Annotated in this window: 23 protein-coding genes and 1 riboswitch; of the genes, 17 read left to right on the top strand and 6 right to left on the bottom strand. The window is 70.2% G+C overall.

Annotated elements, in window-relative coordinates; genetic code table 11:
• Nucleotides 1–167: 167 nt before the first annotated feature.
• The 12 genes from ACRDPN_RS02140 to ACRDPN_RS02085 all read left to right on the top strand — a co-directional run bounded on the left by ACRDPN_RS02140 (nt 168) and on the right by ACRDPN_RS02085 (nt 10,953).
• Complete coding sequence (locus ACRDPN_RS02140) at nt 168–728, top strand: AAA family ATPase (protein WP_431445680.1); 561 nt, start codon at nt 168–170, stop codon at nt 726–728.
• Nucleotides 729–867, top strand: a riboswitch (cobalamin riboswitch).
• A gap of 19 nt (nt 868–886) precedes the next feature.
• Nucleotides 887–2,866, top strand: coding sequence for a putative cobaltochelatase (locus tag ACRDPN_RS02135; protein WP_431445679.1), 1,980 nt, complete (start codon nt 887–889; stop codon nt 2,864–2,866).
• Nucleotides 2,866–3,480: a cob(I)yrinic acid a,c-diamide adenosyltransferase gene (gene cobO / locus ACRDPN_RS02130; RefSeq protein WP_431445678.1), complete on the top strand. Its 615-nt coding sequence runs from the start codon at nt 2,866–2,868 to the stop codon at nt 3,478–3,480. Before ACRDPN_RS02135 ends, cobO begins: the two co-directional genes overlap by 1 nt.
• The gene (locus ACRDPN_RS02125; protein ID WP_431445677.1) at nt 3,474–5,879 is read left to right on the top strand and encodes a cobyrinate a,c-diamide synthase; all 2,406 of its coding nucleotides are present in this window, start codon (nt 3,474–3,476) and stop codon (nt 5,877–5,879) included. The genes cobO and ACRDPN_RS02125 overlap by 7 nt, the downstream gene beginning before the upstream one ends.
• Nucleotides 5,880–5,893: 14 nt before the next feature.
• On the top strand, nt 5,894–6,628 hold the full coding sequence (gene cobA, locus ACRDPN_RS02120; RefSeq protein WP_431445681.1) for a uroporphyrinogen-III C-methyltransferase: 735 nt from the start codon (nt 5,894–5,896) through the stop codon (nt 6,626–6,628).
• Nucleotides 6,625–7,059 carry a histidine phosphatase family protein gene (locus tag ACRDPN_RS02115; protein ID WP_431445676.1) on the top strand — a complete coding sequence of 145 codons (435 nt, stop codon included), beginning with the start codon at nt 6,625–6,627 and terminating at the stop codon, nt 7,057–7,059. The genes cobA and ACRDPN_RS02115 overlap by 4 nt, the downstream gene beginning before the upstream one ends.
• The gene (locus tag ACRDPN_RS02110; protein ID WP_431445675.1) at nt 7,056–7,769 is read left to right on the top strand and encodes a dienelactone hydrolase family protein; all 714 of its coding nucleotides are present in this window, start codon (nt 7,056–7,058) and stop codon (nt 7,767–7,769) included. Before ACRDPN_RS02115 ends, ACRDPN_RS02110 begins: the two co-directional genes overlap by 4 nt.
• A 163-nt stretch (nt 7,770–7,932) precedes the next feature.
• Nucleotides 7,933–8,148 (top strand): CbtB domain-containing protein, encoded by a 216-nt coding sequence (locus ACRDPN_RS02105; protein WP_431445674.1) that lies wholly within the window; start codon nt 7,933–7,935, stop codon nt 8,146–8,148.
• Complete coding sequence (locus ACRDPN_RS02100; protein ID WP_431445673.1) at nt 8,148–8,918, top strand: CbtA family protein; 771 nt, start codon at nt 8,148–8,150, stop codon at nt 8,916–8,918. Before ACRDPN_RS02105 ends, ACRDPN_RS02100 begins: the two co-directional genes overlap by 1 nt.
• On the top strand, nt 8,915–9,964 hold the full coding sequence (gene cobT / locus ACRDPN_RS02095; protein ID WP_431445672.1) for a nicotinate-nucleotide--dimethylbenzimidazole phosphoribosyltransferase: 1,050 nt from the start codon (nt 8,915–8,917) through the stop codon (nt 9,962–9,964). Before ACRDPN_RS02100 ends, cobT begins: the two co-directional genes overlap by 4 nt.
• A gap of 4 nt (nt 9,965–9,968) precedes the next feature.
• Entirely contained in the window at nt 9,969–10,733 is a 765-nt protein-coding gene (locus ACRDPN_RS02090) for an adenosylcobinamide-GDP ribazoletransferase (RefSeq protein WP_431445671.1), read from the top strand.
• Nucleotides 10,734–10,743: 10 nt separating this feature from the next.
• Nucleotides 10,744–10,953: a hypothetical protein gene (locus ACRDPN_RS02085; protein WP_431445670.1), complete on the top strand. Its 210-nt coding sequence runs from the start codon at nt 10,744–10,746 to the stop codon at nt 10,951–10,953.
• 6 nt (nt 10,954–10,959) lie between these two features.
• On the opposite strand, the gene ACRDPN_RS02080 is transcribed toward ACRDPN_RS02085, so the two are convergent.
• Nucleotides 10,960–11,490, bottom strand: coding sequence for a bifunctional adenosylcobinamide kinase/adenosylcobinamide-phosphate guanylyltransferase (locus ACRDPN_RS02080; RefSeq protein ID WP_431445669.1), 531 nt, complete (start codon nt 11,488–11,490; stop codon nt 10,960–10,962).
• Nucleotides 11,491–11,566: 76 nt separating this feature from the next.
• Between ACRDPN_RS02080 and ACRDPN_RS02075 the strand changes: the two genes are divergently transcribed.
• A complete protein-coding gene (locus ACRDPN_RS02075) occupies nt 11,567–12,535 on the top strand; it encodes a cobalamin biosynthesis protein (RefSeq protein WP_431445668.1) in 969 nt (322 codons plus the stop codon).
• Here the strand turns inward: ACRDPN_RS02075 and ACRDPN_RS02070 are convergent.
• From ACRDPN_RS02070 to ACRDPN_RS02060, 3 genes are read right to left on the bottom strand one after another with little or no spacing between them, the layout of a single operon-like run.
• Complete coding sequence (locus ACRDPN_RS02070) at nt 12,474–13,226, bottom strand: cobalt-precorrin-6A reductase (protein ID WP_431445667.1); 753 nt, start codon at nt 13,224–13,226, stop codon at nt 12,474–12,476. The genes ACRDPN_RS02075 and ACRDPN_RS02070 overlap by 62 nt on opposite strands.
• The gene (locus ACRDPN_RS02065) at nt 13,223–14,677 is read right to left on the bottom strand and encodes a cobyric acid synthase (RefSeq protein ID WP_431445666.1); all 1,455 of its coding nucleotides are present in this window, start codon (nt 14,675–14,677) and stop codon (nt 13,223–13,225) included. The genes ACRDPN_RS02070 and ACRDPN_RS02065 overlap by 4 nt, the downstream gene beginning before the upstream one ends.
• Complete coding sequence (locus tag ACRDPN_RS02060) at nt 14,674–15,228, bottom strand: antibiotic biosynthesis monooxygenase (RefSeq protein WP_431445665.1); 555 nt, start codon at nt 15,226–15,228, stop codon at nt 14,674–14,676. Before ACRDPN_RS02060 ends, ACRDPN_RS02065 begins: the two co-directional genes overlap by 4 nt.
• Before the next feature lie 56 nt (nt 15,229–15,284).
• Here ACRDPN_RS02060 and ACRDPN_RS02055 point away from each other — a divergent pair, with 56 nt between their 5' ends.
• The 3 genes from ACRDPN_RS02055 (at nt 15,285) to ACRDPN_RS02045 (ending at nt 20,393) form a co-directional block, all read left to right on the top strand.
• A complete protein-coding gene (locus ACRDPN_RS02055) occupies nt 15,285–17,186 on the top strand; it encodes an acyl-CoA dehydrogenase (protein WP_431445664.1) in 1,902 nt (633 codons plus the stop codon).
• A 4-nt stretch (nt 17,187–17,190) separates the two neighbouring features.
• Entirely contained in the window at nt 17,191–17,604 is a 414-nt protein-coding gene (locus ACRDPN_RS02050) for a hypothetical protein (protein ID WP_431445663.1), read from the top strand.
• Nucleotides 17,605–17,702: 98 nt separating this feature from the next.
• Nucleotides 17,703–20,393 carry a fibronectin type III domain-containing protein gene (locus tag ACRDPN_RS02045; RefSeq protein WP_431445662.1) on the top strand — a complete coding sequence of 897 codons (2,691 nt, stop codon included), beginning with the start codon at nt 17,703–17,705 and terminating at the stop codon, nt 20,391–20,393.
• A gap of 1 nt (nt 20,394) precedes the next feature.
• Here the strand turns inward: ACRDPN_RS02045 and ACRDPN_RS02040 are convergent, their stop codons facing one another.
• Together ACRDPN_RS02040 and ACRDPN_RS02035 are read right to left on the bottom strand one after the other, a co-directional pair.
• A complete protein-coding gene (locus ACRDPN_RS02040; protein WP_431445661.1) occupies nt 20,395–20,796 on the bottom strand; it encodes a hypothetical protein in 402 nt (133 codons plus the stop codon).
• 40 nt (nt 20,797–20,836) lie between these two features.
• Complete coding sequence (locus tag ACRDPN_RS02035; protein ID WP_431445660.1) at nt 20,837–21,337, bottom strand: MarR family winged helix-turn-helix transcriptional regulator; 501 nt, start codon at nt 21,335–21,337, stop codon at nt 20,837–20,839.
• Between the two features lie 46 nt (nt 21,338–21,383).
• Here ACRDPN_RS02035 and ACRDPN_RS02030 point away from each other — a divergent pair.
• Nucleotides 21,384–23,489, top strand: a 2,106-nt coding sequence (locus ACRDPN_RS02030; RefSeq protein WP_431445659.1) for a methylmalonyl-CoA mutase family protein, incomplete at its 3' end; no start/stop codon positions are given.

Genomic DNA, 23,489 nt, shown 5'->3' with positions numbered 1-23,489 from the left:
CACCGGCCCGAACCACCCGTCGGCTCCGATGCCGACGACGACCACCTTCTCCATGAGGCCCGAGGCTACCGCTGCCCCAGGGCGTGTCTCTTCCCCACCCGGTTCGGAAAGGGAGCGGTGCGCCGCGAGCCCGGACCGGGTGGGGAGACGCGCCCTAGGATGACTCGGTGCTGAGTACCGAGGATCCCCTTCCGCACCGTCCCCGGCGGGTGGTCGTGGCCGGGGCCAGCGGGTCCGGCAAGACGACGCTGGCCCGGCGCATCGGCATCGCCCTGAAGCTCCCCGTCACCGAGATGGACGCCCTGCACCACGGCCCGGCCTGGACGCCACGGCAGGAGTTCATGGCCGACGTCGAGACGTTCAGCTCCGCCGATGCCTGGGTGTCCGAGTGGCAGTACCCCGAGGCACGCAAGCTGCTGGCCGATCGCGCCGACACGATGGTGTGGCTGGACGTGGCCACGCCAGTGACGATGATGCGCGTCGTGCGGCGCACCGTGACGCGACGCCTCCGGGACGAGGAGCTCTGGAACGGCAACAAGGAGGCCCCGCTGCACACCGTGTTCACCGACCCCGAGCACATCCTGCGCTGGGCCTGGCGCACGCGCCACCTGCTCCGCGAGCTCGTCCCGCCGCTCGAGGGCACGCACCCACACCTCGCCGTCGTCCGGCTGCGCAGGCGTTCGGATGCCGATCGCTTCATCGCGTGTCTCGATGCAGGGGTAGCCTGAAGCCGACCAACAGCACGAGGTGCCCCACCTTGCATCACGGGGAGAATCGGGAAGCCGGTGCGAATCCGGCACAGGGCCCGCTGCGGTGACCCGGAGAGAATCCGGGAAGTCCGAAGACCGGCCTCGGCTGATCCATGGCGTACAGGCGGGAGCCCCACGTGCCACAGCACTACCCCTTCAGCGCCGTCGTCGGAGCCGATGACATGGCGCTCGCCCTCACCCTGACCACCATCTCGCCTGCCGTCGGCGGTGTGCTCGTGCGCGGCGAGAAGGGCACGGCCAAGTCGACGATGGTTCGCGGCCTCGCGTCCGTGCTGCCGCCGATCGACGTGATCTCGGGCGACCGGTTCTCCACCGACCCGCGCGAGACCCATCCGCTCTCGCCCGACGGCCCATTCGTCGCCGATGCTCCGACCGAGAGCCGGCCCGTCCGCCTCGTCGAGCTGCCGGTCGGCGCCACCGAGGATCGCGTGCTCGGTTCGCTGCACCTCGAGAAGGCGCTCAGCGAGGGCGTCACCACCTACGAGCCCGGGCTCCTCGCCCGTGCACATCGCGGCATCCTCTACGTCGACGAGGTCAACCTGCTGCACGACCACCTCGTCGACCTGCTGCTCGACGCCGCCGCGATGGGACGCTCCACGGTCGAACGCGACGGTGTCTCGATCGAGCACGCGGCCCAGTTCGTGCTCGTCGGCACCATGAACCCCGAGGAGGGCGAGCTGCGCCCGCAGCTGCTCGACCGGTTCGGCCTGACGGTCGAGGTGTCGGCGCCGCGCGACCCGGCCCTGCGCGTCGAGGTCGTGAAGCGCCGGCTGGCGTACGAGGCCGATGCGGACGGGTTCGCGGCCCGCTTCGCCGACGACGAGGCCGAGCTCACCGATCGCATCCAGGTCGCGCAGAAGCTCGTCGGCGAGGTCGTGCTCGGCACGTGGGCACTCACCAAGATCGCCGAGATCTGTGCCGCGTTCGACGTCGACGGGATGCGCGCCGACATCGTCACCGCCCGCGCCGCGTCCGCCCATGCTGCCTGGAACGGCCGCACGGACGTGCTCAAGGAGGACGTCCGCGCCGCCGCCCGCCTGGCCCTCCCGCACCGACGCCGCCGCAACCCCTTCGACGCCCCCGGCATCGACGAGGACCTGCTCGACCAGATCCTCGACGACGACGAGCCCGAGCCACCTCCACCACCGCCTCCGAGTGACGACGACGGCTCGCCGCTCGAGGACTCCCCCGACCACACGGACCCTGAGTCTGTCGAAGGGTCGGAACCTGACGAGAAGCCCCCTTCGACAAGCTCAAGGGGCGAGTCGGGCGCGCAGGATGTGACGGTCGACGCGCCGGGCAAGCCGTACCGGCCGCGGCTTTTCACGGTCGCGGGTACGGGCGCCGGGGAGTCCGGGCACCGATCGCGAGCGGTGACGGAGGACGGGCGCCGCATCGGCGCCGAGCGTCCCGGCGTCCGCACCGGCTCGATCCACCTCACCGAGACGATCCGCGCGGCCGCGCCGCACCAGCGCAATCGCGCGCGCGACGGTCGGCGCATCGCGTTCCGGGCCGACGACCTGCGGGTCGCCGTCCGCGAGGGCCACGAGTCGAACCTCGTGCTCTTCTGTGTCGACGCGTCCGGCTCGATGGCCGCTCGCCGGCGCATGGAGCAGGTCAAGACGGCGATCCTCTCGCTGCTCCTCGATGCCTACCAGCGACGTGACAAGGTCGGCCTCGTCACCTTCCGCTCCGGCGAGGCAACGCTCGCGCTGCCGCCCACGTCGTCGATCGACATCGCTGCCGCCCGCCTCGATGAGCTCCCGGCCGGAGGGCGCACGCCGCTGGCCGAAGGTCTGCTCAAGGCCGCCGAGACGCTGCGGCTCGAGCACGTCCGCGACCCGCACCGTCGTCCTCTCCTGGTCGTCGTCACCGACGGACGCGCCACTCACGGTGACGATCCGCTCGCCCGCGCCCACGAGATGGCCGCACATCTCGCCGACACCGGCGTCGCGAGCGTCGTCGTCGACTGCGAGACCGGCAAGTTCCGCATGGGCCTCGCCCACGAGCTGGCCGACCAGCTCAGGGCGGAGTACGTCCCGCTCGGCGAGGTCAGCGCCGAAGCGCTCACCGGTGCGATCAAGGGAGCAGCCTGATGCCGAAGGGCCAGCCGCTCACCGTCCCCGACGACGGGCTCACCACCAAGCAGCGCCGCAACCAGCCGCTGCTGATGGTGCACACCGGCAACGGCAAGGGGAAGTCGACGGCCGCGTTCGGCCTGGCCCTCCGCGCGTGGAACCAGGGCTGGGACATCGGCGTCTTCCAGTTCGTCAAGTCGGCCAAGTGGCGCATCGGCGAGCAGACCGTGCTCGAACGTCTCGCCGAGCTGCACGACGAGACCGGCGCGGGTGGCCCGATCGAGTGGAACAAGATGGGCTCGGGCTGGTCGTGGTCGCGCAAGGTGGGCTCCGACGAAGACCACGCGGCCGACGCGGCCGAGGGCTGGCAGGAGATCAAGCGACGCCTCGCCGACGAGCGTCACGACCTCTACGTCCTCGACGAGTTCACCTACCCGATGAAGTGGGGATGGGTCGACGTCGGCGACGTCGTCGAGACTCTCGCCAAGCGGCCCGGGCACCAGCACGTCGTCATCACCGGCCGTGGCGCTGACCCCAAGCTCGTCGAGATCGCCGACCTCGTCACCGAGATGCGGCACGTCAAGCACCCGTTCGACCACGGCCAGAAGGGGCAACGGGGCATCGAATGGTAGGCAAAGGTCACAGGGCTGCGGTCAGCCTTCCTCGACTTGTCGTTGCCGCCCCGGCGTCGGGTCACGGCAAGACCACGGTGGCCACCGGCCTGATGGCAGCGCTGCGGCGCGCCGGCCACGAGGTCTCCGGACACAAGGTCGGCCCCGACTACATCGATCCCGGCTACCACGCCCTCGCCACCGGACGCCCCGGCCGCAACCTCGACCCGCACCTGGTCGGCGAGGAGCGGCTCCAGCCGCTGCTGCTCCACGGTGCAGAGAGCGCCGACATCGCGATCGTTGAGGGCGTCATGGGCCTGTACGACGGGCAGATCGGAGGCAACGGGTTCGCCTCGACCGCGCACGTCGCCACCGTGACGCGCAGCCCGGTCGTGCTGGTCGTCGACATCTCGCATGCGTCCCGCTCGATCGCCGCCGTCGTGCAAGGCATGGTCACGTACGACCCGACGGTGGATGTCGTCGGCGTGATCCTGAACAAGGCCGGCTCGCAGCGGCACGCCGACGAGGTGTGCCGCGCGCTCGAGCCCACCGGACTTCCGGTGCTCGGCGTGCTGCATCGCGACGACGGCATCGTCGCCCCCTCGCGTCACCTCGGACTCGTGCCCGCCGCCGAGCGCGACGACGCCGCACACGCACTCGACCGACTGGCCGACCGCATCGCCGGGGCCATCGATCTCGAGCAGATCGCGCGGCTCGCGCGCGAGGCGCCTGATCTCGACGACTCCCCGTGGACCCCGGACCTCGAGCCTGCCTCCGATCGTCGACCTGTCGTCGCGGTGGCCGGTGGACGGGCGTTCACGTTCCGCTACGCCGAGACCACCGAGCTGCTGGCCGCGGCCGGGTGCGAGGTCGTCACCTTCGACCCGCTCACCGACGAGGCGCTTCCCGAGGGCACGGCTGGCCTCTACCTCGGCGGCGGGTTCCCCGAGGTCCACGCCGCCGGGCTGTCAGCCAACGCGCCACTCCGTGCGGCGCTGCTCGAAGCCGTGCAGGCGGGCGTCCCGACCGTCGCCGAGTGCGCCGGCCTGCTTTATCTCTGCCGGACCGTCGACGGCGCGCCCATGGTCGGGGCGATCGACGCCGATGCCCACATGACCCCGAAGCTCACGCTCGCCTACCGAACGGTGATCACACCCAAGGACCATCTTCTTGCGACGGCCGGGACCGAGATCAGGGGACACGAGTTCCACCGCACGGTGGTCGAGCCCGCCGGCGACATCGCCACCGACACCCTCCACGCCTCCTACCTCCACACCCACTGGGCCGGCCAACCCGACATGGCACGCTGCTTCGCCGCCGCCGCCCACGCGACGGTCCCTGCCATTTCGAAAGGCTCAATGGCCGTGAACTTGCGAGAGCACACGGTCGTTGAGCCTGTCGAAACGACCAACCCACTTCGGTATCACGGTGACGCCGAACTGGCCGACGGGCTGGTCGACTTCGCGGTGAACGTGCACGACGGGCCACGGCCGGAGTGGCTGGACGCAGCGCTGCGCGCGAGCCTCGACGACGTCGGCAGCTACCCGCACCCCGGGGAGGCCGAGGCGGCGCTGGCCCGACGTCACGGGCGCGACCCGTCGGAGGTGCTGGCCACCGCCGGCGCGGCCGAGGCCTTCGCGCTGATCGCTCGGGCCCGCGACTGGACCCGACCGGTCGTCGTGCATCCGCAGTTCACCGAGCCGGGCGTCGCCCTCACCGTGGCCGGGCATCCGCCCGAGCACATGCTGCTCGACGCCGACACGGGCTTCACCCTCGATCCGAACCTGGTGCCCGAGGACGCCGACCTCGTGATCGTCGGCAACCCGACCAATCCCACCAGCGTCCTGCACCCGGAGTCGACGCTGCGCGCCCTGGCCCGACCCGGCCGCGTTCTCGTCGTCGACGAGGCGTTCATGGACTCCTTGCCCGGCGAGCACCACTCACTGTCCTCGGCCCGCATCCCCGGGGTCGTGGTCATTCGCAGCCTCACCAAGCTGTGGTCGATCCCAGGGGTCCGCGCTGGCTACGTCCTGGCCGAACCCGCCCTCATCGCCCAGCTGCGCGAGCAGCAGTCGCCCTGGTCCGTCTCCACCACCGCCGCAGCCGCGATGGTCGCGTGTGCCGGCGAGGAGGCGGTCGCCGAGTCCGCCGCCCGCGCCACCCGCCTGATCCAGCACCGCACGGTGCTGGTCGACGGACTCAACGAGCTCGGCATCGAGGTCGTCGCCGATCCGGCCGGCCCGTTCGTGCTGGCCCGCGTCGGCGAGGGCGTGCACGCCCGGATTCGCTCTGCGGGATACGCCGTACGCCGTGCCGACACGTTCCCCGGCCTCGACACTGCTTGGGTCCGCATCGCCGTGCGTCGTCCTGACACCACCCGCAAGCTGCTCGCGGTCCTTCGAACGGAGGGTGCCCAGTGAGGGTCGGCGAGCACATGGGGGTCGTCACCCTCGTCGGCGGAGGCCCCGGCGACCCGGGTCTGGTCACGGTCGCCGGGCGCGACGCTATCGCGGCGGCTGACGTCATCCTCACCGACCGCCTCGTGCCCCAGGCAGCGCTGGGGTGGGCCAAACCTGATGCCGAGATCATCGACGTCGCCAAGGTGCCCGGCGGTCGCTCCACCGACCAGGGCGAGATCAACCGGCTGCTCGTTGAGCACGCGAAGGCCGGGAACGACGTCGTCCGGTTCAAGGGAGGGGACGCGTTCGTCTTCGGCCGCGGCGGAGAGGAGCTGTTGGCCTGCGCCGACGCCGGTATCGAGGCACGCGTGATCCCGGGGGTCAGCTCAGCGACCGCCGTGCCCGCCGTCGCCGGGATCCCGGTCACGCAGCGCGGGCTCACCCAGGCGTTCACCGTCGTGTCCGGCCACGTGCCGCCCGGCCACCCCGACTCGACGGTCGACTGGGCCGCACTCGCACGGGCCGGGTCGACGATCGTCGTCCTGATGGGCGTGCGCACCCTCGGGGCGATCACCGATGCACTGGTCGACGGCGGCCTCGACCCGGCCACCCCCGCGGCCGTCGTCGCCGACGGCGCCCTGCCGAGCCAGCACGTCGTCCGCTCTGATGCCGCCGGCATCGCGCGGGCCGCGGAGGACGCGCGGATCCGTCCGCCCGCGGTCACCGTGATCGGCGACGTCGCCGCCCTCGATCTGCTGGGGGACGCATGATCCTCTGGGTCCGCCACGGCCAGTCCACGTGGAACCTCATCGACCGCATGCAAGGTCACGAGCTGTCGCCGCCGCTCACCGACCTCGGTCGGGCCCAGTCGTCCGTGGCCGCGGATGCTCTGGTCGGTCGCGGTGTCGTGCGACTGCTCAGCTCACCGGCCGTCCGTGCTCAGGAGACGGCCGCCATCATCGGCGAGCGCCTCGGCCTCGACGTCGTCACCGAGCCCCTGCTGCTGGAGAAAGGTCTCGACGAAGAGGTCGTCGATGTCCTCGCCCGAGTGAAATGTGTCATCGATGCGAAGCATCCAGCCCACACCGTCGCGGTGAGCCACGGCGACGCCATCGCCCTCGCCGTGGCGACGTTGACCCGCACCCCACCAGAGCTGCCGGCCAACGGCTCCATCACCCCTGCACCCGGAGGCCTGCCATGAACATCACCGTGCCCAACGGCGTCTCAACCGACCAGCTGCGCGGATACCTCGCCCGGCCGGAGGGGACGGGCCCGTGGCCCGGGGTCGTCGTGATCCACGAAGCGCTCGGCCTCAACGACGACATCAGGCACCAGACCGATCGGCTCGCCCAGCACGGATTCCTTGCGGTGGCTGTCGACCTGTTCTCCGCCGGTGGTGCACTGCGCTGCCTTCGCCGAACGTTCGCCGCCATGTTGTCCGGGACCGGTCCGGCTCTCGGCGACATCGAGGCGACCCGGCGGTTCGTCGCGGACAACCCGGACTCCACTGGGAAGGTGGGAGTCATCGGGTTCTGCATGGGCGGCGGCTTCGCCCTCCTCGCGGCAACCCGCGGCTTCGACGCGTCGGCACCCAACTACGGCAAGCTGCCGAAGAACGCCGCCAACGTCCTCCGGGGCGCATGTCCGATCGTCGCGAGCTACGGAGCCAGGGACCTTGCCCTCCGGCACGCTGCCACCAAGCTCGAGACCACACTCACCGAGGCCGACGTGGTGCACGACGTCAAGGAGTACCCGGGAGTCGGACACTCCTTCATGAACCGGCATCCCATCGGCCCGTTCGGTCCGTTCACTCGTCTCGAGAAAGTGGTCGGACTCCATCACGACGGGCCGGCCACCGAGGACGCATGGACACGGATCACCGACTTCTTCGGAATGCACCTGGGGGATTGACCGCACGCCCGCTCCGACGTCTAGGATGAACTCGCCAGGCACGAGGAAGCCGGTGGAACTCCGGCACAGTCGCGCTACTGTGACACCGCTTCTGCGGTGAAGTCAGACCCGAAGGCCTGGTGGCCATCCACTCTGGGACGCACGTATCCCGTCAGGAGCACACATGTCACAGGCATCCATCGCCACCGGCCCCGAGGTCCAGGTCCCCTCGATTCCAGTCGCCCAGCTCGCCCCGTGGGCGGCTTTCGTCTTCCTCGCCGCCGCTGTCGTGCTGTTCTTCATCAGCGCCGACCAGGGTGTCGTCTCGATCCCCGCAGGCAACGCCGTCCACGAGTGGGTCCATGACGGACGCCACCTGCTCGGCTTCCCCTGCCACTGATGACTCCACGCAACTTCCTGGTCCGCGGGCTGCTCGCGGGCCTGATCGCCGGCATCCTCGCGTTCGCCGTCGCCTACACCGTCGGTGAGCCGCAGGTCGACGCCGCCATCGCCGTCGAGGAGGCGGCCGCACCCGAGCACGAGGCGGACGGCCACACTCATGAAGAAGAGAATCCGGGCACCGAGGTCTCCCGCGAGAACCAGTCCACCTGGGGGCTAGCCACCGGAACCCTCGCCATCGGCATCGCACTGGGCGGAGTCGTCGGGCTCGTCTCGGCATTCGCTGTCGGACGGATCGGACGCCTCCGGCCGAGCCAGTCCACCGCTCTCGTCTCGCTGATCGGCTTCGTGGCGGTCAGCCTCGTACCGTTCCTCAAGTACCCGGCGACACCACCGGCGGTCGGCAACGAGGACACCATCGGCGGTCGCACGCTCGAGTACTTCGGCCTGCTCGGCCTCTCGATCCTGGCGGCCGTCGGTGCCGTGATGCTCGCGCAGCGCCTCCTCGGCTCGATCGGCACCTACCGCGCGGTGCTCGTCGCAGCCGGCGGCTACCTGTTCGTCGTAATCGTCGCCGCCGTGCTGTTGCCGACCGTCAACGAGGTGGGCGACTTCCCGGCCGACACGCTCTGGTACTTCCGGGTGGCATCCCTGCTGACTCTTGCCACCATGTGGGCGGGCATCGGCGTCGTGCTCACCGGCCTGGTCGGCAGGCTGTACGAGCGCGAGGCGTCGGCCGTCGCTCGGCGCGACCTCGCCGCCAGCCTGTGACCGGCACCCCGACCCCTGAGCCTGTCGAAGGGCCGTCGGGCGCGGCGCGCGAGCAAGCCGCGGAGCGTCTCGCCGGACTGGCCACGCCGGCCGGAGCGCTCGGACGCCTCGGTGACCTGGCCATCTGGGTCGCCGCCACCCAGGGGGCCGTGCCACCTAAGGCCGTAGAAGAAATCCGACTCGTGGTCTTCGCCGGCGACCACGGGGTCGCCGATCACGGTGTCTCGGCCTATCCCAAGGCGGTCACGCCGGCGATGGTGCGCACCTTCCTGGCCGGGCGCGCCGGCGTCTCGGTGCTCGCCGCGCAGCACGGGGTCACCGTGCGGGTGCTCGACATCGGCGTCGACGACGACCTCGCCGGCGTCGACCCGGCCGTCCAGGCGTTCAAGATCAGGCCCGGCAGCGGCGCCATCCACGTCGAGGACGCCATGACGTCCGCCGAGACTCAGGCCGCGCTCGATGCGGGTTCCGTCGTGGCGGCCGAGGAGATCGCCGCGGGCGCTCAGCTGCTGATCAGCGGTGACATGGGCATCGGCAACACCACGCCGGCGGCCGCGCTCATCGCGGCGTCGCTCGGCCTGCCGGCAGCCGAGGTCACCGGCCGCGGGACGGGCGTCGACGAGGTGGCGCTGGCGCACAAGATCGAGATCGTGCAGGCGGCGCTGGATCGTGCCGGCGACCGTGCCGACGACCCGGTCGACACCCTCACCGCGCTCGGCAGTCCCGACATTGCCGCGGCGGCCGGATTCATGGCCGCGGCAGCGCGCGCCGGCGTCCCGGTGCTGCTCGACGGCGTCATCTCGGTGGCGTCCGCGTTGATGGCCGAGCGGCTGGCACCAGGGGCACATGCCTGGTTCGTCGCTGGGCACCGCTCCACCGAACCTGCGCAATCGCTCGCGCTGGAGAAGCTGGGGCTCGATCCGATCCTCGATGTCGGGATGCGTCTGGGCGAGGGAAGCGGCGCCGTCGCGGCCGTCCCACTCGTCCGCTCGGCCGCGCTGCTGCTGCGTGACGTCGCGCTGCTCGCCGACCTCGACCTGGGCTGAACCGGTGGCTGGTCGATGGCCGGACGCCTGGCGGATGTCGGTCGGCACCTTGACGGCCATCCCGGTCCGTCCCCCCAAGCAGGTCGACCGCGACACCGCCGGCCTGGCCATGGTGCTCGCGCCCGTGGCCGTGCTGCCGCTCGGCCTCCTCGTCGCGCTCGTGCTGTGGGGCGGTCGCGAGCTCGGGCTGCATCCGCTGGTCTACGGACTGCTCGGTGTCGGCGCGCTGGCGCTGGGCAGCCGGGCGTTCCACATCGACGGGCTCGCCGACACCGCCGATGCCCTCACCGCCTCCTACGACCGCGAACGCTCACTCGAGGTGATGAAGTCCGGCGCGGCCGGACCCGCCGGAGTCGCCGCGATCGTCGTCGTGCTCGGCGCCCAGGCCGTGGGCATGGGGGTCATGGCCGCATCCGGTGCCGGGTTCGGCCTGGCCGGAGCGCTCGTGTGCCTCTCTCGGGTGGCTCTGACGATCACCTGCGCCCGTGGCGTTCCGGCTGCCCGCCCGGACGGGCTCGGTGCCGCCACGGCGCACAGCGTCCCTCGGCCGATTGCCGTGATGGCCTGGCTCGCGGCAGCCGTCATCGCGGCCGTCGTGCTCCACTACACGGGCGGTTCTTGGTGGCGGATGGCGATCGGATTCGCGGTGGCCGCCGTCGTCGTCGGCCTGCTCGTGCGCCGCGCTGTCCGACGGCTGGGCGGCGTGACCGGCGACATCCACGGTGCGAGCATCGAGGTCTGTCTGGCGGTCGTTCTGGTGTCGGCGTAGCGTCACAGACATGAGCACCGACGACGCCGAAACCCGTAGCGAGCTGGAGCGCGTCGAGCAGCTGATCGCGTCTCTGACCAAGCAGGACCGGCACGCGGAGGAGACGCCGGACGGTGCCGATGCTGCCAGCGGTCTCACCCAGGCCGCCGAGGACGAGGCCGTGCTCGAGCAGCTGCGCAACCGCCGCGATCGGTTGCGGGCCCGGCTGGAAGAGGGCTGACGCCGGTCAGAGCGTCAGGGCGCGACCAGCGACGACGAGCTGGACCTCATCGCACTCCGCCGCGAAGCGCTGGTTCACGATGCCAAGGAGATCGCCGAAGATCCGACCGGACCGCCGCTCCGGGATGATGCCCATGCCGACCTCGTTCGTCACCAGCACGACGGTTCGCTTGGTGCGCGCCAGCGCGTCCACGGCATCGTCGAGGCGGGCTAGCAGGACCCGTTCCCACTCCTCCCGAATCGCGTTCCAGCCGTCCAGCTCGTCGATCTGCGAGGTGAGCCAGGTGCCGAGGGAGTCGATGATGAGGGCGCCATCACCCTCCCTGATGGCCGAGGCCAGGTCGCGCGTCTCCAGCGTCTCCCAATGACCCGGGCGGCGTCCCTGGTGCGCCTCGATGCGGGCCGCCCAGTCGGGGTCCCGCTCCTCCTCGGACGTGGGGGCCGGTGCCAGGTACGTGACCCCCGGCTCCATGAGCAGCAACGACTCCGCGTGGAACGACTTGCCCGAGCGCACACCGCCCGTCACCAAGACCTTCATGCCACCTCGCCGCCGTCGGGGGCCTACCCTCGGGTCACGATATCGGCTTTCCGGCGTCGGGTGAGGAGGCTGGCTCATGCGCGAGCGCGCGACCGGGCTCGTCGCCGGCTTCGTGGCCGACCGGCTGGTCGGCGACCCGGCCCACGGGCACCCCGTCGCCGCGTTCGGCCGCTTCGCCCACGACGTCGAGCAGCGCATCTGGACCGACGACAGGGTCACGGGTGCTGCCCACACGACCGTGCTGGTCGGTGGGACAGCTGCGGCCGGAGCCGTCGTTGCCCGCGTGGTCCGCGGACGACCATGGTTGGAGACGGTCGCCACCGCTGTCGTCACCTGGGCGGTGCTCGGCGGACGCAGCCTGGGGCAGGAGGCCAGGGCGGTTCACGACCATCTCGCGGCCGACGACCTCCCGGCCGCCCGCCGACGCCTGACCCACCTCGTCGGTCGCGACACCGCGGCTCTCGACGAGGGCCAGGTCTCTCGCGCCGTCGTGGAGTCGGTGGCCGAGAACACCTCCGACGCAGTCGTCGCACCACTGCTGGCCGGCGCCGTCGCAGGAATCCCGGGGATGGTCGCGTATCGCGCCGCCAACACGCTCGACGCGATGGTCGGGCACCGCGACGACCGCTACCAGAAGTTCGGGTGGGCGTCCGCGCGGCTCGATGATCTGTTCAACCTCGTCCCCGCCCGGCTCTCTGCCCTTCTCGCCGCCGTGCTCGCACCGCTCGTCGGCGGAGAGACGAGACGTGCCGTAGAGGTGTGGCGCCGAGATGCGCCACACCATCCGAGCCCGAATGCGGGCCCGGTCGAGGCCGCCTTCGCGGGCGCGCTCGACGTCCAGCTCGGCGGCGTCAACACCTACCGCGACCGCATCGAGGACCGTCACACCCTCGGCGACGGACGGCCCGTCGAGACCGCGGACATCGGCCGGTCCGTCCGGCTCGCCGATCTCGTCGGCGCGACCGCCCTCGTGGTCGCCGCCGTCATCGCCGTCCGCCGTCCGACACCGCCACGACCCAGGCTGCAGCCGCCTGAGGGTCGCTGACGACAGCGATGCCCTGCGGCCCCGGTCCCCGGCGGACGATGACCACCGCAGCACCGCGCTCGGCGGCAACCTGCATCTTCGGCCAGGTGTAGGAGCCGCCGGAGTCCTTGGTGACGATGACGTCGACCTCGTGATCCTCGAACAACGCGCGCTCTTCGTCGAGAAGGTAGGGGCCGCGGCTGAGCAGGAGCGTCCAGGACGCCGGCAGCGGGCGGTCAGGCTCGTCGACGGCCCGGACCAGCGTCCGGTGATCGGCCAGCGGCCCGACGAAGTGGTCGAGCGACTGCCGCCCGACGGTGAGGAATGGGTGCTCGCCCAGCCGGGCGGCCGCGGCGGCCGCCGCGTCGTGGTCGTCGACCCAGTGCCACGAGTCGGCGCCGGGCGCGTCCGACCAGCCCGGACGCTCGAGCCGCAGCAGCGGGACAGCATCGGCCGAGCAGGCAGCGACCGCGTTGGCCGTCATGCCCTGCGCGAACGGGTGGGTCGCGTCGACCACTGCCGTGACGCGGTACTCCAGCAGGAACGACCGCAGGCCCGGCACGCCACCGAAGCCGCCGACATGAACGGCACCGACCGGCAGCCGTGGCTGCGCCACCCGTCCGGCGAGCGACGACATGAACCGTGCGCCCGCCGCATCGAGCAACGTCGCCAGCTCTCGCGCCTCCGACGTACCGCCCAGGACGAGAATCATGCGCCGGGTGGGAGCACGGGGACGTCCGGTGCGCCGTCGCGGGCCAGCGCCAGCAGTGCGTCGACGTCGAGGTGCTTCTCGGCGAGGTCGCCCAGCAGATCGAGTCGCGCCGCCCGTGCCACCGCGAAGCTCACGCCGGACGGCCGGTACTCACGTCCCGCCAGCGCGGCGACGTCCGTGAGGAACGCGCGACGGAAGGCGTCGAACTCCAGGCTGCCGTGCAGCATGGTCCCGAACGCCGAGCCGTCACGTGCCCCGCCGGGGAACTCGTCGACGTCTCCGGGCACCGCACGCCCGTGGTGGATCTCGTAGCCACCGTCCTCATGCAAGCGCAGGACCTTGTCAGCGTCGAACGTCGTCGTGACGTCGAGCAGCCCGAGCCCCGCGGTCTCCGCGCCGCGCACACCTTCGACGCCGTCCGGATCGCTGATCGTGCGGCCCAGCATCTGGAACCCTCCGCAGATGCCGAGCACCGGACGGCCGGCGTCGGCGTGGTCGAGCACGGCCAGGTCGAGTCCGCGCGAGCGCAGCCAGGCGAGGTCGGCCAGCGTCGCGCGGGTGCCGGGTAGCACGACGAGGTCGGCGCCAGCCATGGCGTGCGGCTCCGAGACGAAGGACACGTCGACGTCGGGCTCGATGCCAAGTGCGTCGACGTCGGTGAAGTTGCTGATCCGGGGCAGCCGCACGACGGCGACTCGCAGGGCGCCCTCACCGCTCGACCGACGCCCGGACAGCTCGAGCGCGTCCTCGGAGTCGAGCCAGAGATCCGGGCTCCACGGGAGCACGCCGTGGACGCGTCGGCCGGTGATCTGCTCGAGCCGGTCAAGACCGGGCCGCAGCAGAGATTCGTCACCACGGAACTTGTTCACGATGAACCCCGCGACGAGGCGCTGGTCGGCCGCGTCGAGCAGCGCCACCGTGCCAAACATCGCGGCGAACACTCCCCCACGGTCGATGTCGCCGACCACGACCACCGGCATCCCCGCGTGACGGGCCAGCCCCATGTTCACGTAGTCGCCGGCGCGCAGGTTGATCTCGGCCGGGCTGCCCGCGCCCTCGCACACAAGGAGGTCGAAGCGTTCAGAGAGGTCGTCGTACGCGGCGTACGCGGCCTCGGCCAGGTGCGTGCGTCCGCCGATGAACTCGGACGATGCGATCTCACCCGCTGGCCGCCCCATCACCACGACGTGGCTGCGTCGGTCGCTGCCCGGCTTGAGCAGCACCGGGTTCATCGCCGCCTCCGGCTCGACCCCCGCGGCAAGCGCTTGCACCCATTGAGCCCGCCCGATCTCGGCGCCTCCCCCGACAACCATGCTGTTGTTCGACATGTTCTGCGCCTTGAACGGCGCCACCCGCAGCCCGCGCCGGGCGAACGCGCGGCACAGCGCCGTGGTGAGGACGGTCTTTCCGGCGTCCGACGTCGTGCCCGCGACGAGCAGCGCGCCGCTCATGCGTGCAACCAGCCGTGCAGCAGCCGGGTGATCCACGGCAGCGCGGCGTAGATCATCACGGGCGTCATGACGAGCACCGAGACGAGCACCCGGAGCGGCATCCAGAGGTCCGCCAGAAACTCCTGCCCGAGGTAGGTGACCAGCAGGCTCAGCGGCAGGAACACCAGGAAGATCGAGACCATCTGCTTCCACCTCGGCGGCGGCGCGGCCGCGGGTCGGAGATCCTGCACGTCGACGTCCGCGGGCTCGTCGAACCAGCCCTCGATGCCGGTCCGCTTCTCCAGCTGCGACTCGTCGACGATCCCTTGAGCGGAGCCGAGCCACCAGCGTCGCTGGGCCGACGACATCCAGCCGTCGAGCGCATCGTGGTCGGCGAAGCGGTAGAGCACGTGCCACTCGCTCGACCCGACCGCCGGCCGCACCCATCCGGAGCCGAGGAAACCGTCGAACCGCTCCGCCAGCTCCGCGCCGGCGCGCAGCCACGCCAGCATCTGGTCCTCCTGCGCCGGATCGACGTGGCGCGTGATCGAGACGGTGACTGGCGCGGTCATGGGCCCAGCCTAGAAGCACGGTGCGGACGCCGACCGGCGCGAGTAGTTTGACCCCCATGACGCTGTCAGATGAGCTGCGGATCGCCCTCGACGGCAAGTGGCGCCGCGTGCGCGAGCAGTCCCGGGTCGAGCTCTCGCAGATGGACCTGGCCTTCGACCACGACCTCAGCCTCGCCGAGGCGCGTGAGCGCACGTTCCGCCAGCTCAAGGAGCTCGTGCCCACCGGCATGTCGGCGTCCGGGTTCGGCAAGGAGCACGGCGGTGGCGGCGATCCGGGCATGGCGGTCACGGGCATCGAGATGCTCGCGCAGTTCGACCTCTCGCTCATGGTCAAGGCCGGGGTGCAATGGGGGTTGTTCGGCGGTGCCGTCGAGAACCTGGGCACCAAGCACCACCACGACACGTACATTCGCGATCTCATCAACCTCGACCTCGTCGGCTGCTTCGCCATGACCGAGACCGGGCACGGCAGCGACGTCCAGAACCTCGAGACGACCGCCACCTTCGACCCGGCCACCGAGGAATTCGTCATCAACTCCCCGACGCCGAGCTCACGCAAGGACTACATCGGCAACGCCGGCATGCACGCCTCGATGGCCGCGGTGTTCGCGCAGCTCATCACCCGTGGCGAGACGTACGGGGTCCACTGCTTCCTGGTGCCGATCCGCGACGAGCACGGCGAGGACCTCCCCGGCGTCACCACGTCCGACTGCGGCCACAAGGGAGGGCTCGGCGGTGTCGACAACGGTCGCATCGTGTTCGACGAGGTCCGCATCCCGCGCCAGAACCTGCTCAACCGCTACGGCCAGGTCGACGAGGGCGGCGCGTACTCCTCGCCCATCGACGACACCGGACGTCGCTTCTTCACGATGCTCGGCACCCTCATCCGCGGCCGGGTGAGCGTGGGTGGCTCGGCCAGCGCGACGGCCGAGGTGGCGCTCACGATGGCCGGTCGGTACGCCCTGCAGCGTCGTCAGTTCGGGCCGACTCCCGACAAGGAGATCCTGCTCGCCGACTACCGCGTGCACCAACGACGCCTGCTCCCGCTCATCGCGCGCTCGTACGCCTATCGGTTCGCGCAGAACCAGCTGGTCGCGCGCATGCACCGCCTGCAGATCGACGACGACCCCGATCCGATGCAGCAACGAGAGCTCGAGAGTCGCGCGGCCGGACTCAAGGTCGTACAGACCTGGCACGCTTCCCGCGCGATCCAGGAGGCTCGCGAGCTGTGCGGCGGTGCCGGCTACATGGCCGACAACCGCCTCGTGACACTGCGCGGCGACGTCGATGTCTTCACGACGTTCGAGGGCGACAACCACGTGCTCCTGCAGCTCGTGGCCAAGGAGCTGCTCACGTCGTACGCGTCGGAGATCGGGGGCCTCGACCCGGTCGGTCTGGTGCGCTTCGCCGCCGCCACCGTGACCGATGTCGTCAAGGAGCGCACGGCGGCCGCGCAGCTCATCCAGCGCCTCATCGACGCCCGTCCCGGTAGCAGCGACGAGCACGACCTCCTCGACCGCGGCACCCAGCTGAGCATGTTCGAGGACCGCGAGGAGCATGTCATCGAGACCGCCGCCCGACGCCTGCGGCGAGCCGCGAACGCAGACGACGAGGAGGCGTTCGCGATCTTCAACGCCGCCCAGGACCACGTCATCCGGTGCGCGAAGGTGCACATCGACCGGGTCGTTCTGGAGGCGTTCACCGCGGGCATCGGCCGGTGCGAGGACGAGGAGGCGCAGGAGCTCCTGCGCGACGTCTGCACGCTCTACGCGCTCAGCACCATCGAGGACGACCTCGCCTGGTTCATGGGCCACAACCGCCTCAGCGACCAGCGAGCCAAGATCGTCACCGCCGAGGTGAACACGATGCTCGAGAAGCTCCGCCCGCACCTCCTCACCCTCGTCGAGGGCTTCGGCGTGCCCGAGAAGGCCTGGGCCGCCGAAATGCTGGAAAGCTGACGCGATGCACGAGATGGCAGCGCGGGTGGCCCTCGTGGCGCTCGCGATCGGCAACGGTGCCACTGGGCTCCTGGCCCGTCTCAACCCACGCAACTTCTACGACGACTTCCCGCTCGGACGCAGCTGGGTGACGGCTGACGGTCCGTACAACGAGCACCTGGTCACCGACTTCGGCGCGGCCCTGCTGGCGATCGCGGCGCTCTGCCTCGTCGGCGCGTGGCGCCCGACGCGCGAGGTGGTGATCGCCGCAGCGGTCGCCAACATCGTGCTGGGTGTCTTCCACATCGCCTACCACGCCGGTGTCACCGACCTGCTCAGCACGACCGACAACATCCTGAGCTTCACCAGCATCGGCCTGGGCATCGTGCTCGGCCTCGGTTTGCTGGCCCTCGCGCGCGAGCTCCCAGCGGTGCAGTGAACCACTGAGTAGTGGATACCCAGAAACTCCCACGCACCTGAGAGACCTGTGGGACTCTCTCATCCGAATCGCACTTTCACCCGGGGGAGAACTCCAACATGTCGTCACGGCTTTCCGGTCGTCAGTCCTGCCTGCTCGCAGGCATGGTCGTCTTCACAGTTCTCTGCTCGCTGTTCACCGTCAGCCCAGCGCAAGCGGCAGGCACCTCGATCAGCGGCAAGGTCACCAAGCCCAGCGGGAGTGCACTCGGCGGCTCCACCGTCGACCTGTACTCGGTGGACGACGAGGGCTACTGGTTCGAGAGGGAAGTGAAGACCCGATCGGACGGCACTTACTCGTTCACCTCCGTGCCCCGCGGCACTTACGTCGTGGGGTTCGGAGCGCTGTCGAAGACGTACGCCGCCGAGTACTGGAGCAACGTGAAGGAGATCCAGGACGCACGGGAGATCCGGCTCGGCTCGTCGGCCGTCTCGGGTGTCAACGCCAGGCTCGCCGTCGGAGGCACAGTGCGCGGATGGGTGACGGCCGAGGAGGACAACCACGGAGTCGCCGATGCCCAGGTCATCGCCTACCGGTACGACTCCGGCGGATGGACGTTCGACAAGGACGTGGACACGGCCAGCGACGGCAGCTTCGCGGTCACCGGTCTGACCGAGGGCCAGTTCATGCTCGAATTCAACCCGCCGGTTGTCGGTGGTCCCGACGACGACCTGGCGCTCGAGTATTGGGATAACAATCGCGTCTTCGGCACCGAGGACCTATTCCAGGTCCGGTTGGGAGAAACGGTCACCGGCAAGAACGCCGCGTTGTCGCCGGGTGCTCGCATCAGCGGAAAGGTGACCGGTCCCGACGGTGAGCCCGTTGCCGACGCACCGGTGTTCGGCTACCCCTCCGACAACCCGGACGAGCTCGGCAACATCGCCTTCACTGCGGAGGACGGCACGTACGAAATGACGGGCCTGTCAGAGGGCCAGCACCGCCTCGAGTTCTATGGTCCGTTCGACTTGGCCCCCGGCTACGCCCCGGAGTGGTGGGACGACCACTCTTCGTTCGACCTGGCCGAGCCCATCACCGTTGTCGCGAGGGAGACCACCGCCGGAAAGGATGCGCAGCTCGCCGCCGAAGGCACTCCGGTCGTCAACACCAAACGACCGATCATCACCGGCACGCCCCAGGTCGGCGAGACCCTCACCGCAGACCAGGGCTCGTGGTCGAGCGAGCCCACCGAGTTCGACTATCAGTGGTTCGCCGACGGGTCCCCGATCGCGGACACGAACCGTGAGACCTTCACGATCGGGTCATCGCAGGTCGGCAAGACGATCTCCGTCGACGTCACTGCCAGTCGGCCGGGCTATGAGTCCGGAACGGCGGCGAGCGCGAGCACGGATCCCGTGGTCGCGGGCACGTTCACGAACAAGGAGCAACCGGTCATCGACAACGCGACTCGAGTCGGTGACCACTTCCGAGTGCTCGGCGGAACCTGGAACATGCCCTCCCCGGAGCGCAGCTACCAGCTGATCATCGACGGAGTCGACGTGCCGGGCGCGACCGAGCAGCACCACGACGTGACCCCGGACATGATCGGCAAGCGACTCTCGTTCCGCGAGGAGGTGTCGCTGCCGGGGTTCTCCCCCGCCTCGGCAACGACCGAGCAGAGTGCGCCGATCCTCGAAGGTCAGCTGACCCCGACCACGAAGCCGAGCTTCGACGGTGACGCCATCGTCGGCGAACCCATCACCGCCGATCCCGGCACCTGGGATCAGTCGGGTCAGACGGACGCGACGCTCACCTTCGGCTACAAATGGCTCGCCGACGGCACGGAGATCGCTGGCGCCGAGTCGGCGAAGTTCACTCCGACGGCATCGCACGCAGGCCAGGCCCTGACCGTCGAGGTCACCGCATCGCGTCCCGGCTACACGACGGCCACGAGCGTGAGCGACCCGGCGACCGTCAACGAGTCCGGCGCGCTCCCGATCACGCAAGGCGCGAACGGGCCCTCGATCACGGGCAACCCCAGCGTCGGCACCACCCTCACCGCCCAACCCGGCGACTGGAAGCCCGAACCAAGCAGCTTCGCGTACCAGTGGCTCGCCGATGGTGATGCGATCGACGGTGCCATCGGGAGCACGTTCCGGCCCAGCGCCGCCGAAGCCGGCAAGCACATCTCGGTGACCGTGACGGCGTCGCGATCCGGATATGCCCCCGGCCGCGCGACGAGCGCCGAAACGGTCCCGGTCGTGACGTCGACCCCGTTCGGGGCTCCGCGGAACCTCGAGTCGACCAAGACCACGGTCACCTCGATCTCGCTCGCCTGGACGAAGGTCGACGGCGCGGCCAAGTACCGCATCTCCTACGGGATCGGTACCGGGACTCGAACCAGTGTCGAGGTCGGCAACGTCACGACGGCAAAGCTCAAGGGCCTCAAGCCGGGCCGGACGTACTCGATCAGCATTGCCGCCATCAAGTCCAACGGCACACGGTCGTCCTACTCACCGCGCATCGACGTCCGCACCGTGTCGCTCGTGCCGCCATCCGAGCTGACGGTGACGGGGCAGACGAGAACGAGCCTGACCCTGACGTGGACGAAGGTGGCCGGGGTGCCGAAGTACCGCCTCTACTACGGCATCGGTAGCGGAACGCGGACGAAGGTCGAGGTCGGCGACGTGGATACGACGACGATCACCGGCCTCAAGCCGGGCACGGGGTACTCCATCGACATCGCGTCAGTGCTGGCGGACGGTACGCGGTCCAGCTACTCACCGCGCATCGTCGGAACGACGGCCGACTGAGTCAGGCTGGCACCTGCGCGGTGCGGTTGCGCCACGCGAGCCAGCCGAGGGCCGTGGCCCCGGAGACGATCCAGAGCTGGGCTTCCTCCCACACCCAGTGCGGGTCGGCCGGCTCAATGCTGGCGACGATCGCGTCGAGTCCGAGGGTCACCAGCACGCCGATGGCCACGGCGGCAACCACGCCGAGCACTCTCACACCGGTGCTGCGGCCGACCGTGACGGCGAGACCGATGGCCGCGACCCCGAGTACGTAGAGCAGAAGGCCGATGATGAACAGCGGGCCCTCGAGCGGGCTCTGACCCAGTCCTCCGGCCAGGGCGATGACGACGCCCTTGACGACCCAGGCGACGAACGCACCGATCGTGAGGACGGTCGTGATGGTGAACAGACGCGCGGTGGACATGGCGACTCCCCTCGTAACGGATGCCTCCATGGTGCGCCGATCAGGATTCGAAATCCGCGGAACGCAGACTCCGGAGCAGGTCGTACGCCTTCTCCTGGTCGGACGCGTCGAGGGTGCCGACGGCGAAGTCGATGTCGTTCAGGGCGGCCGTGGCCTGCTTCAGCACCCGCTTGCCCTCCGCCGTCAGGGAGGCGAGGATGCGGCGGCGGTCGGCGACATCCGTCGTGCGGGTGACGAGGCCCTGGGCTTCCAGGCGGTCGATCAGGTTCGTCACCGACGTCGGGTGCACCATGAGCCGCTCACCGACCTTGCTCAGCGGCAACGCGCCGGACCGGCTGAAGGACAGCAGCACCAGCACCTCGTACCGGGCGAACGTGATGCCGAACGGCTTGACCGCCGTGTCGAGGGCGGCGAGCACCATCTGCTGCACGCGCATGATCGACGTCGCCAACCGCATCGCCGTCGCGTCGCCGATGCGCTCGCCCCACAGCTCACCGGCCCGTTCGATCGGGTCGAAGTCGAGCGTGCGCGTTGACGTCATGGACCCAGCCTAGCAAATACTAGGAAGTCCGACTATCGTATGTCCTATGTCTGCGCCTGATCTTTACAAGCCCGAGCACCCGGTCCGCTTCGTCACGTCGTCAGCCCTGTTCGACGGGCACGACGCGAGCATCAACATCATGCGCCGCATCCTGATGTCGCAAGGCGCGGAGGTCGTGCACCTGGGTCACAACCGGTCCGTCAGCGAGGTCGTCTCGGCCGCGCTCGAGGAGGACGCCCAGGGCGTCGCGGTGAGCTCGTACCAGGGCGGCCACGTGGAGTACTTCGAGTACCTCGTCGAGTCACTGCGCGAGCAGGGCGCCGGGCACGTCAAGGTCTTCGGCGGCGGTGGCGGCGTCATCGTGCCCGAGGAGATCCAGCGCCTGCGCGAGTCCGGCGTCACCATCTTCTCGCCCGAGGACGGTCAGCGCTACGGACTCGCCGGCATGATCAACCAGATGGTCGAGGTCTGCGACGTCGACCTGTGGGCCGACCACCAAGCCGGTGCCGACACCGTCCTCGCCGGTCATCGCGACGCGATCGCCCGAGCCATCACCGGCGCCGAGTCGGGGAAGCTCGGCGACGAGCTCCGCTCGGCGATCCACGCCGCGGCCGAGTCCTCGAACGTCCCGGTGCTCGGCATCACCGGCACCGGCGGCTCCGGCAAGAGCTCGCTCACCGACGAGCTGGTGCGCCGGTTCCGCACCGACCAGCAGGACAAGCTCCGCATCGCGGTGCTCGCCATGGACCCGACCCGCCGCAAGGGCGGCGGGGCGCTGCTCGGCGACCGCATCCGCATGAATGCGCTCGACGGCGACCGCGTCTACTTCCGCTCGCTGGCCACCCGTGGCGGCCACGAGCACCCCGAGCACCTCGACGACGTCATCGCCGTGCTGCGTGCGTCCGGCTTCGACCTGGTGATCATCGAGACCCCCGGCATCGGCCAGGGCGACGCGGGCATCATCCCGTTCGTCGACCGCTCGATGTACGTGATGACGCCGGAGTTCGGCGCCGCGTCGCAGCTCGAGAAGATCGACATGCTCGACTTCGCCGACGTCGTCGCCATCAACAAGTTCGAGCGCCGCGGCGCCAAGGACGCCCTGCGCGACGTGGGCCGTCAGCTCGTGCGCAACCGCGAGGCGTTCGGTCAGCAGCCGGGCGACATGCCGGTGTTCGGCACGTCTGCTGCCACCTTCAACGACGACGGCGTGACCGCGCTCTACCACCACCTCGCGGGGCTGCTCCGCGAAGAGGGACTCGGCCTCGACGAGGGCGTGCTGCCGAAGGTCGACACGAAGGTCTCCACCGGCTTCGCCGCCATCGTGCCTCCCGAGCGGGTGCGCTATCTGGCCGAGATCGCCGAGGGCGTCCGGGCCTACCACGCCGAGACCGAGACGCTCGCCGAGCAGGCCCGCCGCGTGCAGCGGCTCGAGGCCGTCGCCGCCGAGGTGGACGGTGAGAACATCCGGGCTGCCCTCAAGGACGCCCGCAGCGACCTCCCCCAACCCGTCGCCGAGGGGATCGCCGGCTGGCCCGGGGTCGTCGAGGCGTACTCCGGCGAGGAGCAGGTCGTCGTCGTCCGCGACAAGGAGATCCACACGAACCTGCTCCGCGAGTCGCTGTCCGGGTCGAAGATCTCCCGGGTCAGCCTCCCCCGCTACCACGACCACGGCGACCTCGTCTCCTTCCTGCGGCGCGAGAACCTGCCCGGGTTCTTCCCCTTCACCGCGGGCGTGTTCCGGTTCAAGCGCGACACCGAGGACGCGGCCCGCATGTTCGCCGGAGAAGGCGACCCGTTCCGCACGAACCGTCGGTTCAAGCTGCTCTCCGAGGGCGGCGAGGCCAAGCGCCTGTCCACTGCGTTCGACTCCGTGACCCTCTACGGCCGCGACCCCGACCTGCGTCCCGACATCTACGGCAAGGTCGGCACGTCCGGCGTCTCGGTGGCGACGTTCGACGACATGAAGGCCCTCTACAACGGGTTCGACCTCCTCTCGCCGTCGACCTCGGTGTCGATGACGATCAACGGGCCGGCTCCGACCGTGCTCGCGTTCTTCCTCAACACCGCGATCGAGCAGGCCGTCGACAAGTTCACCGCCGACGAGGGCCGCGAGCCCAACGAGACCGAGCGCACCGAGCTGCGGGAGTCCGCC

Origin of the sequence: Aeromicrobium sp., assembly GCF_050700635.1 — a bacterium.
In the GTDB taxonomy this organism is placed as follows: Bacteria; Actinomycetota; Actinomycetes; order Propionibacteriales; family Nocardioidaceae; genus Aeromicrobium.
The sequence above is the reverse complement of the archived record's forward strand: the minus strand, read 5'-3'. Positions and strand labels throughout refer to the sequence as shown.

Bases quoted from the DNA above. Each gene is read 5' to 3' on its own strand.
- cobO (WP_431445678.1), top strand. From the start codon at position 2,866: ATGCCGAAGGGCCAGCCGCTCACCGTCCCCGACGACGGGCTCACCACC.
- ACRDPN_RS02125 (WP_431445677.1), top strand. From the start codon at position 3,474: ATGGTAGGCAAAGGTCACAGGGCTGCGGTCAGCCTTCCTCGACTTGTC.
- cobA (WP_431445681.1), top strand. From the start codon at position 5,894: ATGGGGGTCGTCACCCTCGTCGGCGGAGGCCCCGGCGACCCGGGTCTG.
- ACRDPN_RS02115 (WP_431445676.1), top strand. From the start codon at position 6,625: ATGATCCTCTGGGTCCGCCACGGCCAGTCCACGTGGAACCTCATCGAC.
- ACRDPN_RS02110 (WP_431445675.1), top strand. From the start codon at position 7,056: ATGAACATCACCGTGCCCAACGGCGTCTCAACCGACCAGCTGCGCGGA.
- ACRDPN_RS02105 (WP_431445674.1), top strand. From the start codon at position 7,933: ATGTCACAGGCATCCATCGCCACCGGCCCCGAGGTCCAGGTCCCCTCG.
- ACRDPN_RS02100 (WP_431445673.1), top strand. From the start codon at position 8,148: ATGACTCCACGCAACTTCCTGGTCCGCGGGCTGCTCGCGGGCCTGATC.
- ACRDPN_RS02085 (WP_431445670.1), top strand. From the start codon at position 10,744: ATGAGCACCGACGACGCCGAAACCCGTAGCGAGCTGGAGCGCGTCGAG.
- ACRDPN_RS02080 (WP_431445669.1), bottom strand. From the start codon at position 11,490: ATGAAGGTCTTGGTGACGGGCGGTGTGCGCTCGGGCAAGTCGTTCCAC.
- ACRDPN_RS02075 (WP_431445668.1), top strand. From the start codon at position 11,567: ATGCGCGAGCGCGCGACCGGGCTCGTCGCCGGCTTCGTGGCCGACCGG.
- ACRDPN_RS02070 (WP_431445667.1), bottom strand. From the start codon at position 13,226: ATGATTCTCGTCCTGGGCGGTACGTCGGAGGCGCGAGAGCTGGCGACG.
- ACRDPN_RS02065 (WP_431445666.1), bottom strand. From the start codon at position 14,677: ATGAGCGGCGCGCTGCTCGTCGCGGGCACGACGTCGGACGCCGGAAAG.
- ACRDPN_RS02060 (WP_431445665.1), bottom strand. From the start codon at position 15,228: ATGACCGCGCCAGTCACCGTCTCGATCACGCGCCACGTCGATCCGGCG.
- ACRDPN_RS02055 (WP_431445664.1), top strand. From the start codon at position 15,285: ATGACGCTGTCAGATGAGCTGCGGATCGCCCTCGACGGCAAGTGGCGC.
- ACRDPN_RS02050 (WP_431445663.1), top strand. From the start codon at position 17,191: ATGCACGAGATGGCAGCGCGGGTGGCCCTCGTGGCGCTCGCGATCGGC.
- ACRDPN_RS02045 (WP_431445662.1), top strand. From the start codon at position 17,703: ATGTCGTCACGGCTTTCCGGTCGTCAGTCCTGCCTGCTCGCAGGCATG.
- ACRDPN_RS02040 (WP_431445661.1), bottom strand. From the start codon at position 20,796: ATGTCCACCGCGCGTCTGTTCACCATCACGACCGTCCTCACGATCGGT.
- ACRDPN_RS02035 (WP_431445660.1), bottom strand. From the start codon at position 21,337: ATGACGTCAACGCGCACGCTCGACTTCGACCCGATCGAACGGGCCGGT.